Annotated in this window: 16 protein-coding genes and 1 pseudogene; 8 read left to right on the top strand and 9 right to left on the bottom strand. The window is 77.6% G+C overall.

Going from position 1 to position 13,980, the window contains the following annotated elements; translation table 11 throughout:
• Window positions 1-127: 127 nt before the first annotated feature.
• The 4 genes from ACI8AB_RS20935 to ACI8AB_RS20920 all read right to left on the bottom strand — a co-directional run bounded on the left by ACI8AB_RS20935 (window position 128) and on the right by ACI8AB_RS20920 (window position 3,360).
• Window positions 128-550, bottom strand: coding sequence for a hypothetical protein (locus tag ACI8AB_RS20935; protein ID WP_456951704.1), 423 nt, complete (start codon window positions 548-550; stop codon window positions 128-130).
• A complete protein-coding gene (locus ACI8AB_RS20930) occupies window positions 547-1,959 on the bottom strand; it encodes a hypothetical protein (RefSeq protein WP_456951703.1) in 1,413 nt (470 codons plus the stop codon). Before ACI8AB_RS20930 ends, ACI8AB_RS20935 begins: the two co-directional genes overlap by 4 nt.
• A complete protein-coding gene (locus ACI8AB_RS20925; protein ID WP_456951702.1) occupies window positions 1,959-2,495 on the bottom strand; it encodes a SigE family RNA polymerase sigma factor in 537 nt (178 codons plus the stop codon). Before ACI8AB_RS20925 ends, ACI8AB_RS20930 begins: the two co-directional genes overlap by 1 nt.
• 73 nt (window positions 2,496-2,568) lie before the next feature.
• Window positions 2,569-3,360 (bottom strand): hypothetical protein, encoded by a 792-nt coding sequence (locus tag ACI8AB_RS20920; RefSeq protein WP_456951701.1) that lies wholly within the window; start codon window positions 3,358-3,360, stop codon window positions 2,569-2,571.
• Window positions 3,361-3,508: 148 nt separating this feature from the next.
• Here ACI8AB_RS20920 and ACI8AB_RS20915 point away from each other — a divergent pair, with 148 nt between their 5' ends.
• Window positions 3,509-4,894, top strand: coding sequence for a nitrate/nitrite transporter (locus tag ACI8AB_RS20915; RefSeq protein WP_456951700.1), 1,386 nt, complete (start codon window positions 3,509-3,511; stop codon window positions 4,892-4,894).
• 39 nt (window positions 4,895-4,933) lie between these two features.
• Here the strand turns inward: ACI8AB_RS20915 and ACI8AB_RS20910 are convergent, their stop codons facing one another.
• The 5 genes and pseudogenes from ACI8AB_RS20910 to ACI8AB_RS20890 all read right to left on the bottom strand — a co-directional run.
• A complete protein-coding gene (locus tag ACI8AB_RS20910) occupies window positions 4,934-6,082 on the bottom strand; it encodes a uroporphyrinogen-III synthase (RefSeq protein ID WP_456951699.1) in 1,149 nt (382 codons plus the stop codon).
• A 77-nt stretch (window positions 6,083-6,159) separates the two neighbouring features.
• A complete protein-coding gene (locus ACI8AB_RS20905) occupies window positions 6,160-7,608 on the bottom strand; it encodes a PP2C family protein-serine/threonine phosphatase (protein ID WP_456951698.1) in 1,449 nt (482 codons plus the stop codon).
• The gene (locus tag ACI8AB_RS20900) at window positions 7,608-8,402 is read right to left on the bottom strand and encodes a GAF and ANTAR domain-containing protein (protein WP_387987032.1); all 795 of its coding nucleotides are present in this window, start codon (window positions 8,400-8,402) and stop codon (window positions 7,608-7,610) included. The genes ACI8AB_RS20905 and ACI8AB_RS20900 overlap by 1 nt, the downstream gene beginning before the upstream one ends.
• Before the next feature lie 16 nt (window positions 8,403-8,418).
• On the bottom strand, window positions 8,419-9,153 hold the full coding sequence (locus tag ACI8AB_RS20895; protein WP_456951697.1) for an MBL fold metallo-hydrolase: 735 nt from the start codon (window positions 9,151-9,153) through the stop codon (window positions 8,419-8,421).
• A 29-nt stretch (window positions 9,154-9,182) separates the two neighbouring features.
• A pseudogene (locus tag ACI8AB_RS20890) lies at window positions 9,183-9,377 on the bottom strand (MBL fold metallo-hydrolase); the annotation flags it as partial.
• A gap of 168 nt (window positions 9,378-9,545) precedes the next feature.
• On the opposite strand from ACI8AB_RS20890, the gene ACI8AB_RS20885 reads away from it, so the two are divergent.
• From ACI8AB_RS20885 to ACI8AB_RS20855, 7 genes are all read left to right on the top strand, one after another.
• Complete coding sequence (locus ACI8AB_RS20885) at window positions 9,546-10,037, top strand: PH domain-containing protein (RefSeq protein WP_456951696.1); 492 nt, start codon at window positions 9,546-9,548, stop codon at window positions 10,035-10,037.
• A gap of 390 nt (window positions 10,038-10,427) precedes the next feature.
• Complete coding sequence (gene infC / locus ACI8AB_RS20880; RefSeq protein WP_387987040.1) at window positions 10,428-10,958, top strand: translation initiation factor IF-3; 531 nt, start codon at window positions 10,428-10,430, stop codon at window positions 10,956-10,958.
• A 149-nt stretch (window positions 10,959-11,107) separates the two neighbouring features.
• Window positions 11,108-11,302 carry a 50S ribosomal protein L35 gene (gene rpmI, locus ACI8AB_RS20875; RefSeq protein WP_387987043.1) on the top strand — a complete coding sequence of 65 codons (195 nt, stop codon included), beginning with the start codon at window positions 11,108-11,110 and terminating at the stop codon, window positions 11,300-11,302.
• A 35-nt stretch (window positions 11,303-11,337) separates the two neighbouring features.
• Window positions 11,338-11,724 (top strand): 50S ribosomal protein L20, encoded by a 387-nt coding sequence (rplT, locus tag ACI8AB_RS20870; protein ID WP_075015337.1) that lies wholly within the window; start codon window positions 11,338-11,340, stop codon window positions 11,722-11,724.
• Between the two features lie 154 nt (window positions 11,725-11,878).
• Window positions 11,879-12,670, top strand: a complete 792-nt coding sequence (locus ACI8AB_RS20865) for a TrmH family RNA methyltransferase (protein WP_456951695.1) — start codon at window positions 11,879-11,881, stop codon at window positions 12,668-12,670.
• Window positions 12,637-13,158 carry a mycothiol transferase gene (locus ACI8AB_RS20860; RefSeq protein ID WP_456951721.1) on the top strand — a complete coding sequence of 174 codons (522 nt, stop codon included), beginning with the start codon at window positions 12,637-12,639 and terminating at the stop codon, window positions 13,156-13,158. Before ACI8AB_RS20865 ends, ACI8AB_RS20860 begins: the two co-directional genes overlap by 34 nt.
• Window positions 13,159-13,280: 122 nt before the next feature.
• Window positions 13,281-13,940 (top strand): TetR/AcrR family transcriptional regulator, encoded by a 660-nt coding sequence (locus tag ACI8AB_RS20855; protein WP_456951694.1) that lies wholly within the window; start codon window positions 13,281-13,283, stop codon window positions 13,938-13,940.
• Window positions 13,941-13,980: the final 40 nt, after the last annotated feature.

The following is a 13,980-nucleotide window of genomic DNA, read 5'->3' as shown; positions in this document are numbered from 1 at the left end:
GCGCCCCGTGCACATCCCGCGCCCTGTGCACGGGCCCGTGCTCTCCGCGCGGTCGGGCGTGCGCTCCCCGGCCGACCGACGGGGCCGTGGGCCCCGGGAGCGCACACCCGTGGGAGCACCCGAGCGCTCAGGGCGCCGGGACGACGACGGTGGCCTCCATCGGCCCGCCGCACTCCTCGCTGCCCCCGACCCGCACCCAGTCCAGGTCGGCGTCGACCTCGGCGAGCGCACCGCCGTCGGCCGCGAGCACGGTGACGGTCGCGGCGTCCGGTGTCCCCGTGTCCGTCGGTACGCCGGCCGTCGTCCCGGTCAGCGGCGCGGTGACCTCGCGCCGCGGCTCGGGGTCCCGGTCGAGGCGGACGACCTGCCCGCACGAGGGCTCGCAGACCACCCGCACCGACGCCGGGGCCGGACCGGTCCAGTCGCCGGTGAGCTCCACCCGCACCGCGTGGACCCACCCGATCGGCGGGCAGACGACCTCGCCGGAGCCGCCGGGTGCTCCCGCGCAGCCGGCGAGCAGGGCGGCGGCCAGCAGCACCGGGATCCTCACTCGAGCGACGCCTCCAGGAGCGGCTGGGCGCGCTCGAGCACCGCGCCCGCCGCGTCGAGGGTCTCCACCGACGCCAGGTCCCCGGGGGCCGCGACCACCGCGACGCCGTCGTCGAGCGCGGTCTCGCCGAGCAGGCCGCCGGCTGCGTCCAGCAGCCGCACCGCCGTCGCCCCCGGCGGGGCCACCACGACCAGGGTCGGCAGCACGGGCGAGTCCGCACTGGCGTCGGTCACCTCGCACACCGCGGCCACCGCCCGGTCGCCCTCGCCGGCTGCCCGCAGCGCCGACCCGCAGCTCCAGCCGGCGCTGCCGCTGCGGTCGACGGCCACCGCGGCCGTCGTCCCCACGTACACCGCACCCGAGGGGAGGGTGGCGGAGAAGACGGCCACCCGGGCGGTGCCGACGGTGGGCGCGGGCACGTCGCCGGCCCACAGCACGGTGAAGGCGACGGCGTCCGCGGTCAGCCCGGTGCGCGCGAGGAGGGACTCCATCTCGCCCGTGCGCACCTCGTCGCCGGGCGCCGCCGGCGGCTGCTCGCGCGCCCAGGCGACGTCGAGGTCGCCCGGCGGGGCCTCGGCCCAGCGGGTGTCCGGCATGCCGGTGGCCAGCACGGACCCGTCGCGCTCGACGCGGTAGCGGAAGGCGGCGTCGGAGGGCAGCGACGACGGTCCGCGGTCGAGCACCGCGACGCCGTCGGGGGCCGCCACCTCCGTCCAGGTGCGCGAGACGGTGCCGTCGGCGGCGACCTCCGGCCGCTCGGACACGCTGACCACGTCACCCGGCGCGGCCACGACCACCACCGCGTCGATCCCCGTGTCGGCGTAGGCCAGGGGAAGGGAGGGGTCGACGGCGTGCGGCACGTCCTGCACCGTCATCTGCTCCGCCGTCGCGCCGGCCGGGCCCGTGAACCAGGCGACGACGGTCCCGCCGCGCACGCCGAGGTCGGTCTCCAACTCGGGGTCGGGCACGAGCGGCGGCGGTTGCGCCCCGGTGCGGGCGGCCACCAGGGCCCAGCGCGCGCCGGCGACGTCCCCGGCGAAGACGACGTGCCGGTCGGCCACGGCCGGCTCGGGCACGCCGACGTCCGCGCTCGACCACGGCAGCCGACGCACGCCCTCGACGAACGCCGCGTCCCCGGCCAGCGAGCCGCGGGTGGGTCCGGAGAGCACGTCGGCCGCGGCCTTCCCGGGCGCGGCCACGCCGGCGGCGGGGACCGGGTCGTCCCCGCCGCGCACCACCACCGGCACCGCCACCACCACGGCCGCCACCGCGACGGCGACCGCGGCGATGCCCGTGCGCCGGCGCCGGTCGCGCCGGTGCCGCGTCACCACCGCGGCGGCGAGGTCCTCCCGCGGCGGGGGAGCGGTGCGCTCGGCGAGCCGGGTCAGCCGGTGGGTCAGGTCGTCCATCAGGAGTCCTCCCCGCTCACGAGGACCGGCGGCGCCAGCAGCGCGCGCAGGCGGGCCAGCCCCCGGGTGGTGTGGGTGTTCACCGCGCTGGCCGAGCAGCCCATCGCCTCGGCGGCCTGCTGCTCGGAGAGGTCGGCGTAGTAGCGCAGGACGACGGCGGCGCGCATCCGCGGCGGCAGCGAGCGCAGCGCGGCGCGCAGCTCCTCGTCGTCCTCGCGCGGCCGCGCCGGGTCGGCGCGGTCGGGCAGCGTCTCGACCACCTGCTCGGTGCTCGCCAGCCGGCGCCGCCAGCTGGTGTGGGTGGTGACGAGGACCCGGCGGACGTAGGCGGTCGGGTCGCCGCCGCGGGTGACCCGGCCCCAGTGCCGGTAGGTCTTGAGCAGCGCGGTCTGCACCAGGTCCTCGGCGTGCCCGCGGTCCCCGGCGAGGAGCACGGCCAGGCGCAGCAGCCCGGCCTGCTCGCGGGACACGAAGTCCTCGAAGGACGCGTCCTCGAAGCCCTGCTCCACCCGTGCCCTCCCGCGGTCGGCCGTCACCCCTTCCACGCTGCGGGGCACCCGCCGCACCCACACCGGCAGGTCACGGACGGGTCACGATCCGCCGGGGAGGTCAGGCCAGCTCGGCGAGGGCGGCGGCGACCGTCGCGTCGCGCACGAAGTCCAGCGCCAGCAGCCGGTGCACGAGCACGCCGCGGCGGGTCAGCCGCAGGTCGGCCGGGCGCAGCCGGGGGAGCGCCGCGCCGCCGGGGCGCGGGGTCGCCGGCGGCGGGTCGAGCAGTCCGCGGCGCTGCAGGTCGGTGAGGTCCTCCAGCGCGCCCCACGCGGTCCAGCCGCGCGGGTCCTGCGGCACCGGCGCCATCGGCAGCGGGGTGCGCTCGCGCCGGCCGACCGCGGCCAGCAGCACCCACTGCCGGCCGGTGAGCTCCGTGGCCACCCGCAGCCCGCGGAACACCACGGCGGCGTCGAGGTCGGGGGAGACGGCGGCCTCGGCGAGCAGGTAGCCGAGGTGGCGCACCCGCCACTCCTCGGTGACGGCACGCGCGGCGAGCACCACGGCCTCGGCCACCTCGTCGGCGGGCGCGCGGTCGCCGGGACCGGGGGTGAGGAACCCGTCGGTGCGCACCGTGCGGCCCTGGGCGGCGCGGGTCACCGACAGCTCGGCGGCGAAGGCGAGCGCGGCGCCGGCGCGGCAGCGGGCGCGGGAGGACACCGGCGCGGGCGGGTCGGTGTCGGCCGCGGTCGCGGTGCGCCGCAGCCACGCGGCCAGCCCGCCGTCCAGGCGCACCTTCGCCGAGCCGTCGTCGAACACCAGCCCCGCGGCCGTGCGCGCCATCGTCCCGGCGACCAGTTCCCCGGACTCCACGAGCGCGCGTCCCGGTGCCGCCTCCGTGTACTCCGCCACGCCGTCGATCATGGCCGAGCCGGCCGCCCCGTGTCGGCCCGGCGCCCGGACCCTCACCACAGCGGGGCAGGGCCGGTGAGCACAACGGAACACACGGTCAGCCCGACGGCGACGGAGGGGAAACCGCCGCCCGCGACGCTCCCGGTCCATGGCCGCCCCCACGCGCACCGCGCCACCCACCGCCCCCGCGCCGTCGAGCCCGCCGCGCGGCCGGCGCTGGATCGACGACTGGCGCCCCGAGGACCCGCAGTTCTGGGAGACCACCGGCCGGCGGGTCGCCCGCCGCAACCTGTTCTTCTCGGTGTTCTCCGAGCACGTCGGCTTCTCGGTCTGGAGCCTGTGGTCGGTCGTGGTGCTGTTCCTGCCCGAGCCGGTGTTCGGCATCGACCCGGCCGGCAAGTTCCTGCTCACCACGCTGCCGACCGCGCTGGGCGCCGCCGTCCGGCTGCCCTACACCTTCGCCGTCGCCACGTTCGGCGGCCGCAACTGGACGATCGTCAGCGCCGCCCTGCTGCTGGTCCCGACGATCGCCACCGCCGTCGTCCTCGAGCCCGGCGTCTCCTACACGACGCTGCTGGTCGTCTCCTGCCTCGCCGGCGTCGGCGGCGGCAACTTCGCCAGCTCCATGGCCAACATCAACGCCTTCTACCCCGACCGGCTCAAGGGCTGGGCGCTGGGCCTCAACGCCGGCGGCGGCAACCTCGGCGTCCCGGTGGTGCAGCTCGTCGGCCTGCTCGTGCTGGCGACCGCTGGGGTGGAGCACCCGCGGATCGTGCTCTGCGTCTACGTCCCGCTGATCGTCGTCGCCGCCGTCGGCGCGGCCCTGCTCATGGACAACCTGACGACGGCGCGCAACCAGCCGCGGGCCCTGCGCGAGGCGGCCCGCGAGCCGCACACCTACGTCATGTCGTTCCTCTACGTCGGCACCTTCGGCTCGTTCATCGGCTTCGGGTTCGCCTTCGGCCAGGTGCTGCAGAACCAGTTCGGCGAGGACTTCGCCACCCCGCTGGCCGCGGCGTCGCTGACCTGGCTGGGCCCGCTGCTCGGCAGCCTGGTCCGGCCGCTCGGCGGGTCGCTGGCCGACCGCTTCGGCGGTGCCCGGATCACCCTCTGGACCTTCGTCGCGATGGCCGCCGGCGCCGCGGTGGTCCTCGCGGCGAGCCGGGTGGGGTCGCTGCCGCTGTTCGTCGTCGGATTCGTGCTGCTGTTCGCGCTCAGCGGGGTCGGCAACGGGTCGACCTACAAGATGATCCCGGCGGTCTCCCGCACCCGGGCGCGGCAGCGGGTGGCCGCCGGCGCCGACCCCGCCGCCGCCGACCGGCAGGCGCTGCGGACGTCCGGGGCGCTGATCGGCATCGCCGGCGCGGTCGGCGCGTTCGGCGGGGTGCTGGTGAACCTCGCGTTCCGGCAGTCGTTCCTCACCACCGGCAGCGGCGACGCCGCCTACCTCGTTTTCATCGCCTTCTACGCGGTCTGCGTCGCGGTCACCTGGGCGGTCTACCTGCGGCCGACCGCCCGCGCGGTCGGCGTGTGAGCGCGGTCCCCGCGCACGTCCGCGGACGTGCGCGGGGACTCACACCGCCAGGCGGTAGCCGCGCTTGACGACGGTCTCGACGACGCCCGGCCCGAGCGCGGCGCGCAGCCGGGTCACCGCCATCTCCACCGCGTGCCCGTCCCCGCCGCCGGGCAGCCCGGGCACCAGGTCGGCCTTGGCGACGACGGCGCCGGGACGGGCGGCCAGCGCCCGCAGCACCGCCATCGGCCCCGGCGGCAGCTCGACCAGGCGGCCGTCGAGGACGGCGGCGTGCCCGCGGACCTGCAGCGCGGCGCCGCCCACCCGCAGCACCGGGTCCCGCTCGGGCAGCCGGGCGACGACCTCACGGGCCAGCGCGCCCAGCCGGGAGCGCTCGGGCTGCAGCGTCGGGATGCCGGCGGCGGTCAGTGGGCCGGCGGTGACCGGACCGACGGCGACCGGCAGCACCCCGCCGCCGGCCAGCGCGGCGACCAGCTCGTCCCGGCGGCCGAGCTCGGCGGCCACCGACAGCAGGCTGGCCGCGGCCGGTGCGCTGGTGAAGGTCACCGCGTCGACCGCGCGGGCCACGACCTGACCGACCAGCCGGCGCAGCGGCGCGACGTCCTCGGGCAGCACCCACCGGTAGACCGGCACGGTCAGCACCTCGGCGCCGGTCGCGCGCAGCGCGTCGACGAACTCCGGCAGCGGGTCGCCGTGCAGCTGGACGGCGACCCGGCGCCCCTCCAGCGGGCCCTCCGCGCCGGACAGCAGGTGCTCGAGCACCTCGGCCGACGACTCCGACGCCGGCGACCACGCGTCGACCAGCCCGCCGCCGCGGATGGCGCCGCGCGCCTTGGGGCCGCGGGCGAGCACCCGGGCGCCGCGCAGGTGCCCGACCAGCGGCAGGTCCCAGGCCTCGGCGGCCTCCAGCCACCCGCGGAAGCCCACGCCCGTCGTCGCGACCACCAGGTCCACCGGCGCGGCGAGCACCGCCTCGGTGGCGGCGACCAGCTCGGCGTCGTCGGCCAGCGGCACGATCCGGATCGCCGGGGCGTACACCACCCGGGCGCCGCGGCGGTCGAGCAGCGCGCCGAGCTCCTCCCGCCGCCGCGCGGCGGTGACCGCCACGGTGTACCCGGCCAGCGGCGCGGGGCCGGCTGCCTGCTCCGGACCGGTCGCGAGCGCCGGGGCGTCGGGGGAGGAGGTCACCGGTCCATGGTGGCCGGTGGGCGTTGCGGTCGTGTGACGGCCCCTGCACGGCCGGCCGGCCGCGGGGGTGCGACCGGTCAGCGGGTGGTCCAGGAGGCGATGAGGATGCTCGCGTCGTCCTGCAGCACGCCGCCCTGGTGGTCGAGGACCGCGCGCACCAGCCGGCGCACGGTCTCCGGCGGGGGGTGCCCGGCCGCGACCGCCCGGGTGAGGAACTCGACCAGCCGCTGCTCGCCGAACCACCGTCCCGCGGCGTCGCGCGCCTCGGTGACGCCGTCGGTGTAGAGCACCAGCCAGTCCCCGGGCTCGAGCACCTCCTCGGCGACCTCGAACGCCGGCGTGCCGAGCCCGAGGGGCACCCGCCCGCCTCCGCTGAGCTCCTTGACCACGCGCCCGCGCCGCAGCAGCAGCGGCGGCGGGTGCCCGGCGCGGACGTAGCGCAGCCGCCCCGTGGCGACGTCGAGCTGGGCGAGCACCCCCGTGACGAAGGCGCTGCGGGGGAACGTCGCGGCGACCACCTCGTCCACCGCGCGGACCTGGTCGTGCAGGCCGCGCCCGTCCCGCCGTGCGCTGCGGGCGGTGGCGAGCGTCGCGGCGCTCATCAGCCCCGCCCCGAGGCCGTGTCCCATGGCGTCGAGCACGGTCAGCCACACCGCGTCCTCGGCGAGCGCGTAGTCGAAGGCGTCCCCGCCGACGGCGGCGCTGGGTTCCAGCAGGCCGGCGACGACGAAGGCGTCGGTCGCGGCGGTCAGCGGGGGGAGCTGCTGCCAGACCAGCTCGGCCGACGGCGTCCGCGGCCGGGTGCGCCGGGTGCACTCGAGCACGTCGCCGTAGACGCCCATCGAGGTGACCAGGTGGGCGACCATCGAGGCCAGCCACCAGCACTGGTCGCGCAGGCCGGGGTCCTCGAGGTCCCGGGCGGCCTCCACCCGCACCTCCAGGACGCCGACCCGGTCGGCGCCGTCGAGCAGCGGCACCCACAGGCGCGGCAGCCCCCCGGCCTCCGACGGCAGCAGCTGCCCCGACTGGAAGACGCGCCCCGGCAGGGTGCCGTCGACGGCGACCGGCTCGCCGGATCTGCGGCCCTCGCCGGGCAGCTGCACCAGCCGGCGCTGCTCGTGGTCGACGACGTGCACCGTGACGTCGACGCCCAGCACCCGGCCGGCCCCCGCGGCCAGCTGCGGCAGCCGGTCCGGCGGGGCGCTGCGGGCGGCCTCGAGCAGCTGCAGCAGCGCCGCCAGCGGCCCGGTGGTGGGCCGGGGCGGGCGCAGCGGCCGCGAGTAGGGCACCCGGCGGGCCGCGGACAGCTCGTCGAGCCGCTCGTTGACCGCGACGGCCAGCAGGTCGCCGTCGAGGTCGGACAGCCGCGCCAGCCCGTCCAGGTGGGCCTCGACGTCGAACAGGTCGGCGTTGCCCCCGAGCTCGAAGTACCGCAGCCACAGCTGCTCGAGGGTGAGCTCGGCGTGCCGGAGCGCGGCCACGAGCACGGTGCGCCGGTCCTCGTCGGGGACGCCGGCGGCGACCATCAGCGGAGCCGGCGGACGGCCGAGTCGACCACCGCCCGGGCCGCCTGCCGCAGCGTGCCGGCGTCCCCTCCGGAGCGGGACAGCAGCATGGCCAGCGCGGTCTCCTCGCCGACGCCGTGCCGGGCCATGAGCACCCCCTTGGCGGTGCTGACGACGTCGCGCGTCGTCACGGCCCTCCGCAGGTCGTCACTGGCCCGGCGGGCCTGCTCCCGGGCCGTGACGTGGGTGACCAGCAGGGCGGCCTGCGCCGCGGACAGGGTGAGCACCTGCGCGTCGTGGTCGGTGAAGACGCCGGGGTCGGCCCCGTAGACCTTGAGGGCTCCCAGCGTCCGGTCCCCGGCCACCAGCGGCACGCTCAGGGTGGACAGCAGGCCGAGCTCGACCGCCGCGGCGGCCCAGTGCGGCCAGCGGGGCTCGGCGCGCAGGTCGTCGGCCCGCACGAGCACCCGCCCGGCGGCCGCGGCCAGGCACGGCCCCTCGTCGAGCTCGTACTGCAGCGCGTCGGCGCGCTCGACCACCGGATCGGTGGAGCCCGACGACCGCCGCCCGGTGCGGTCGACGATCGAGACGCCCGCGCCGGCCGCCGCCGGGACGGTCTGCAGCACGAGGGAGCCGACCAGGCCCAGTGCGGTGGCAACGGTCTCCTCGGAGAGCAGCAGCCCGGCCACGCGCGCGGAGACGACCGACAGCTCGTCGGCCAGGGGGAGGGATCGGGTGGCGTCCTGGGACACGGGCACCTCGCGGGGACCGGCCGCGGCCACCCGCTTCTTCGAGGTGCCGCGACCTGTGGGCACCCAGGCTAGTGCCGGATCAGCGCAGGTGCGCCGCCGCGTAGCGCGGCACCCGCGCGCCGTCGCCGACGACCAGGCCGCGGGTGACCAGCAGCCGCAGGTGGGCGTCGGTCTCGGTGACGGCGAAGATCCGCATCCGCCGCTCGTACTGCGACCACGGCCGCGACCACGTCAGGTGCGCGGCCAGGTCCCACGGGGTGCTCCCCGGGTGCGCCCGGACCGCGGCCAGCAGCTCGGCCAGCCGGCGCTCGTGGTGGGCCCGCAGCTCGCGGGCCCGGCCGGCCAGGCCGCGGAAGCGCCACTCGTGGCCGGGCAGCACCTCACCGGCCTCCTCCCCGGCGACCCGCTCCAGCGAGGACAGGTAGTCGCGCAGCGGGTCGGCGGCGCCGCCGGCGTGCGTCGAGACGTTGGGGCTGATGCGGGGCAGGACGTGGTCGCCGGCGAAGAACAGGCCGGTGGCCTCGTCGGCGAAGCACAGGTGCCCGGCGGTGTGACCGGGCGTGTGGACGGCGCGCAGCGACCAGCCGGGCAGGTCCGCGCGGTCGCCGTCCTCGAGCAGCCGGTCGGGCAGCGCCAGCCGCCGCCACCGCGCGCGCTCCTCCGGCGTCCCGGCGTCCCGGCGTCCGCGCGGGCGTCCGGCTCGGGGGCGCCCAGCCCGACGAGGAAGGCGACCTCCGCCTCGGTGGACTCCTCGGGCGAGCGGGCGGTGAAGGCGGTCAGGTCGCGGGCGTCGGCCGGGTGCATCGCCACCCACGCACCCGAGGCCTCCCGCACCCGGCCGGCCAGGCCGACGTGGTCCACGTGCATGTGGGTGACCAGCACGCCGCGGACGTCGCGCACGCCGGCGCCGATCCCGGCCAGCCCGGCGCGCAGCGCCGCCCAGCTGTCGTCGGCGTCCCAGCCGGTGTCGACCAGGCCCAGCCCGCCGCCGGCCAGCTCGAGCACGTGGGCGTTGACCCACCGCAGCGGGCCGCCCATCGGCACCGGCACCGACCACAGGCCCGACCGCACCCGCTCGACGGCGGGCACCGACCGCTCGCGCCACGCGGCACGCTGCGCCCGTCCGGTCACCTCCACGGCGCTGGCGTCCTCGCCCCGGCACTCTGCCAGCCCCGGCGGCGCGCGCCGGGCTGGGACCATGGGGTCGTGCCGACGCCGCCCACCACCCCCGCCCGGATCTCCGCCGTCCCCCTCCTCATGCGGGTGGTCTGCACGCTGCTCGCCGTCACGGTCGTCGTCGTCATGGTCGTCACCGCGCTCGTCACCCACCCCTCGGACGAGCTCAACCCCTTCGACGCCGCCGACCGCGTGGCCATCGCCGGGATCGGCCTGTTCGTCGGCGCGGGGATCCTGCTGCTGGGCCGGCCGCGGGTGGACGCCGACGCCTCGGGCGTCCGGGTGCGGAACCTGCTCGGGCAGCGGACGCTGCCCTGGGCGGCGGTGCGCGGCGTCCGGTTCGACCGCCGGGCGTGGGTGGCCACGCTGGAGCTCGCCAACGGCGACGCGGTGGCGATGACGGCGCTGCAGGCGGTCGACGGCGAGCGCGCGGCCACCGCCGTCGAGGGGCTGCGGGCGCTGCTGGCCGCCGACGTCGCCGCCCGTCCCGCGCCGGCGCACGGCCCGCTGCTGCACGAGTGAGCGTCGTCCCGGCTCCCGGAATACCTGCAGCGTCCGCGACGCTGTAGCATGAGCGTGCCTCCCCGCTACACGAGGCGCGTGAACCACTCCAGCGGCCCCGCCCCGGGCCGCTGACCAAGAGGAGCCCGCTCCCACCTGGCGCCGTCGAGGTGCCCAGGTCCCCGGTTCGCGGGAGTCCGGCCTGCCCCGGCCGGTCCTCCGCGACGTGCCCGGCCCGGCGACGGGTCGGTGCCGCACCGGCGAGACGGGCCCTGTGAGCACCCGCTCACGGGGCCCTCGCCGTCTCCGGTGCCCGGGTGGGCGCGACCTCCTCCCGTGTGACAGAGCAGAGGAGAGGCCATCACCGAGCCCCGTATCAACGACCGTATCCGCGTCCCCGAGGTCCGCCTGGTGGGCCCGGAGGGCGAGCAGGTCGGCATCGTGCCGATCGGCGAGGCGCTGCGCCTGGCGCAGGACTCCGAGCTCGACCTCGTCGAGGTCGCGCCGATGGCCCGGCCGCCGGTCGTCAAGCTGATGGACTACGGGAAGTTCAAGTACGAGTCCGCCCAGAAGGCCCGCGAGGCCCGGCGGAACCAGGCGCTCACCGTCATCAAGGAGATGCGGCTGCGCCTGAAGATCGACCCGCACGACTACGAGACCAAGAAGGGCCACGTCGAGCGCTTCCTCAAGGCGGGCGACAAGGTCAAGATCACCGTGATGTTCCGCGGGCGCGAGCAGTCGCGGCCCGAGATGGGCTACCGCCTGCTGCAGCGGCTGGCCGGCGACGTCTCCGAGCTGGGCGTCGTCGAGTCCAACCCGAAGCAGGACGGCCGGAACATGGTCATGGTGATCGCCCCGCACCGGAATCAGGCCGCGACCGACGGCGCCCGCCGTCAGGCCAAGGCCGACCGGGCCGCCGAGGGGCAGACCCCGACGGCCTGAGGAAGGACCCTCCTGCCCCCCACCGCTCGCCACGCTCGCGGCGGGGCCCTGCAGGAGGGCCGACCACGCACCACCGAGACGGCCGGCGTCGTCTCGGCAGCCTCGTGCTGCCGGGCGGCGCCGACACCCACGAACAGGACGACGAGGACATGCCGAAGCAGAAGACCCACAAGGGCACCGCGAAGCGGGTGCGCGTCACGGGCACCGGCAAGATCATGCGGGAGCAGGCCAACAACCAGCACAAGTTCGAGCACAAGAGCTCGCGGCGCAAGCGCCGGCTGGAGAAGGACCAGGTCATGTCCCCGGCCGACAGCAAGACCATCAAGAAGCTGCTGGGCATCTGAGCCCCCGCCTCCCGTAACCAGCAAGGAGTTCTCACGTGGCACGCGTGAAGCGGGCGGTCAACGCCCAGAAGAAGCGCCGGACGACCCTCGAGGCCGCCAGCGGGTACCGCGGTCAGCGTTCGCGCCTGTACCGCAAGGCCAAGGAGCAGATCCTCCACTCGGCCACCTACAACTACCGCGACCGCAAGGCGCGCAAGGGTGACTTCCGCAAGCTGTGGATCACCCGCATCAACGCCGCGGCGCGGCAGAACGACATGACCTACAACCGGTTCATGCAGGGCCTGAAGCTGGCCGGCATCGAGCTCGACCGCCGCGTGCTCGCCGAGCTCGCGGTCAACGAGCCGGCCGCCTTCGCCGCCCTGGTGGAGACCGCCCGGGCCGCCGTCGCCGCGGCCCCGGCCGGCGGCGAGCAGGCCGCGTAGGTACTCCCTCCCGACGCCGTCGGTGACCGGTCCACCTGGGCCGGCGCCGGCGGCGTCGGTGCGTGTGGGGCCCGTGTGCGCGCCAGGTCGGCGGTCTCGTGGCGACGAGCGCCCGATGGCCACGGGACCGCCGATCCCGACGAGGGGAGACGACGTGAGCGAGCTGCTGACCGAGCGGTCGGGCCGGGTCGCCGCCGCGCGCAAGCTGACCCGGCGCGCCGGCCGCGACGCCGCGGGCGCCTTCCTCGCCGAGGGCCGCCAGGCGGTCTCCGAGGCGCTGGCCACCGCACCGGACGACGTCCGCGAGGTGTTCGCCACCGAGGCCGCGGCCGCCGCGCACCGCGACCTGCTCGCCGGCACCACCGTCCCCGTCCGGCTGGTCACCGAGAGGGCCGCCGCGGGCCTGTCCGAGACCGTGACGCCGCAGGGCCTGGTCGCCGTCTGCGCGCTGCGCGACCTGCCCGCCGACCGGCTGACCGCCGACCCGCCCGCGCTCGCCGTCGGCCTGGCCGGACTGGCCGACCCCGGCAACGCCGGCACCGTGCTGCGCACCGCCGACGCCTGCGGCGCCGGCGCGGTGGTCTTCGGCGCCGGGTCCGCCGACCCCTACGGCGGCAAGGCGGTCCGCTCCAGCGCCGGCAGCCTGTTCCACGTCGACGTCGTCCGGGGTGCGCCGCTGGAGCCGCTGGTCGCCGGCCTGCAGGCGCGCGGGGTCACCGTGCTGGCCGCCGACGGCGGGGGCGAGGCCGCCCTCGACGAGCTGGGGGACGCCCTCGCCGGGCCGGTGCTGTGGCTGTTCGGCAACGAGGCGCGCGGGGTGCCGCCGGAGCTGGCCGCGGCCGCCGACGCCCGGGTGCGGATCCCGATGCGCGGCCGCGCCGAGAGCCTCAACCTGGCCGCCGCCGCGGCGATCTGCCTCTACGCGACGCAGCTCGCCCAGGGCTGAGAGACGTCCGCCGGCCGCTGACGGCCACCGGCACCGACCTGCTCGGCCTGGTCGAGCACCTGGCCTGCGTGGAGGCCGGCCACCTCGGCGACGTCGTGGGCCGGCCGTTCCCGGGGCCGGTGGTCTGGGACGACCCCGACGCCGGGGACGACGACCTGTGGGTGCGCGCCGACGAGTCCCGCGGGGACGTCCCGGCGCTGCACGCCCGCGCCACCGCGCACGCCGACGCCTCGGTCGCCGCGCTGCCGCTCGACGCCACCGGCGAGGTGCCGTGGTGGCCCGAGGAGCGGCGGCACCCCACGCTGCACGCGCTGCTGGTGCACGTGCCGGCCGAGGTGGCCCGCCACGCCGGGGACGCCGACGTGCTGCGCGAGGGCCTCGACGGCGCGGCCGGCCTGCGGCGGGACGACGACCTCACCCCCGACGGCGACGCCGACCGGGCCGCCTGCGTCGCGGTGGTCGAGGAGGCTGCGGCGACGTCCCGGTGAGCGGCGCGCCGCGGCGGGAGCCGGACGGGTGCCGACGCCTTCCCGTCACGGGGCGCGGACGGCAGGGTGCAGGTCTGCCGGCCTCCTCGGGTCGGCGGGTGTCTCCGTGGGGGAGGGCGGCCGTGACCGTGGGACCCAGGCAGCGGCTCGACGGCGACCCGCGGCCGGCCGCGGACGGACGGCGCGCCCGCTGGACCGAGCACCGCCGCGCCCGCCGCGAGGAGCTCGTCGCCGCCGCCGTCGAGGCGGTCCGCGCGGCCGGCCCGGGGTTCGCCGTCGACGACGTCGCCCGCGCCGCCGGGGTGTCCAAGACGGTCATCTACCGCTACTTCACCGACAAGGACGAGCTGGTCGACGCCGTCCTCGAGCGCATCTCCTCGGCGGTCCTGCTGCCGCGGCTGCTGGGGGAGCTGGCCACCGAGCGCCGCGACGACGTCGAGCGGCTGCGCGCGGTCATCGCCGCGTTCGTGCTGCTGGTCGAGGACGAGCCGGAGCTCTACCGCTTCGCCTACGCCTCGGCCGGCCGCGCCGGGCGCCCGGACCTCGTGGCCGCCACCGAGCGGGAGGTCGCCGGCGCGCTGGCGGCGCTGCTCGGCGAGCGGCTGGCCGCCGCGGGCCGGCCCACCGGTGCCGTGACGACGTGGGCCTACGGCGTCGTCGGCATGGTGCAGCTGGCCGCGCACTGGTGGTCGGGCACCCGCGAGGTGCCCGCCGCCGAACTGGTCGAGCAGCTGACCGCGCTGGCCGCCGGGGGACTGGTCGGCCTGCTGCCCCCCGCCTGAGGGAACGCCCGCGACGTCACCGTGCGCGGGCGGACCTCCG

The sequence above is a fragment of the Geodermatophilus sp. SYSU D00698 genome, assembly GCF_054050335.1.
Note: the sequence above shows the minus strand (reverse complement) of the source record. Positions and strands in the feature narration are given on the sequence as shown.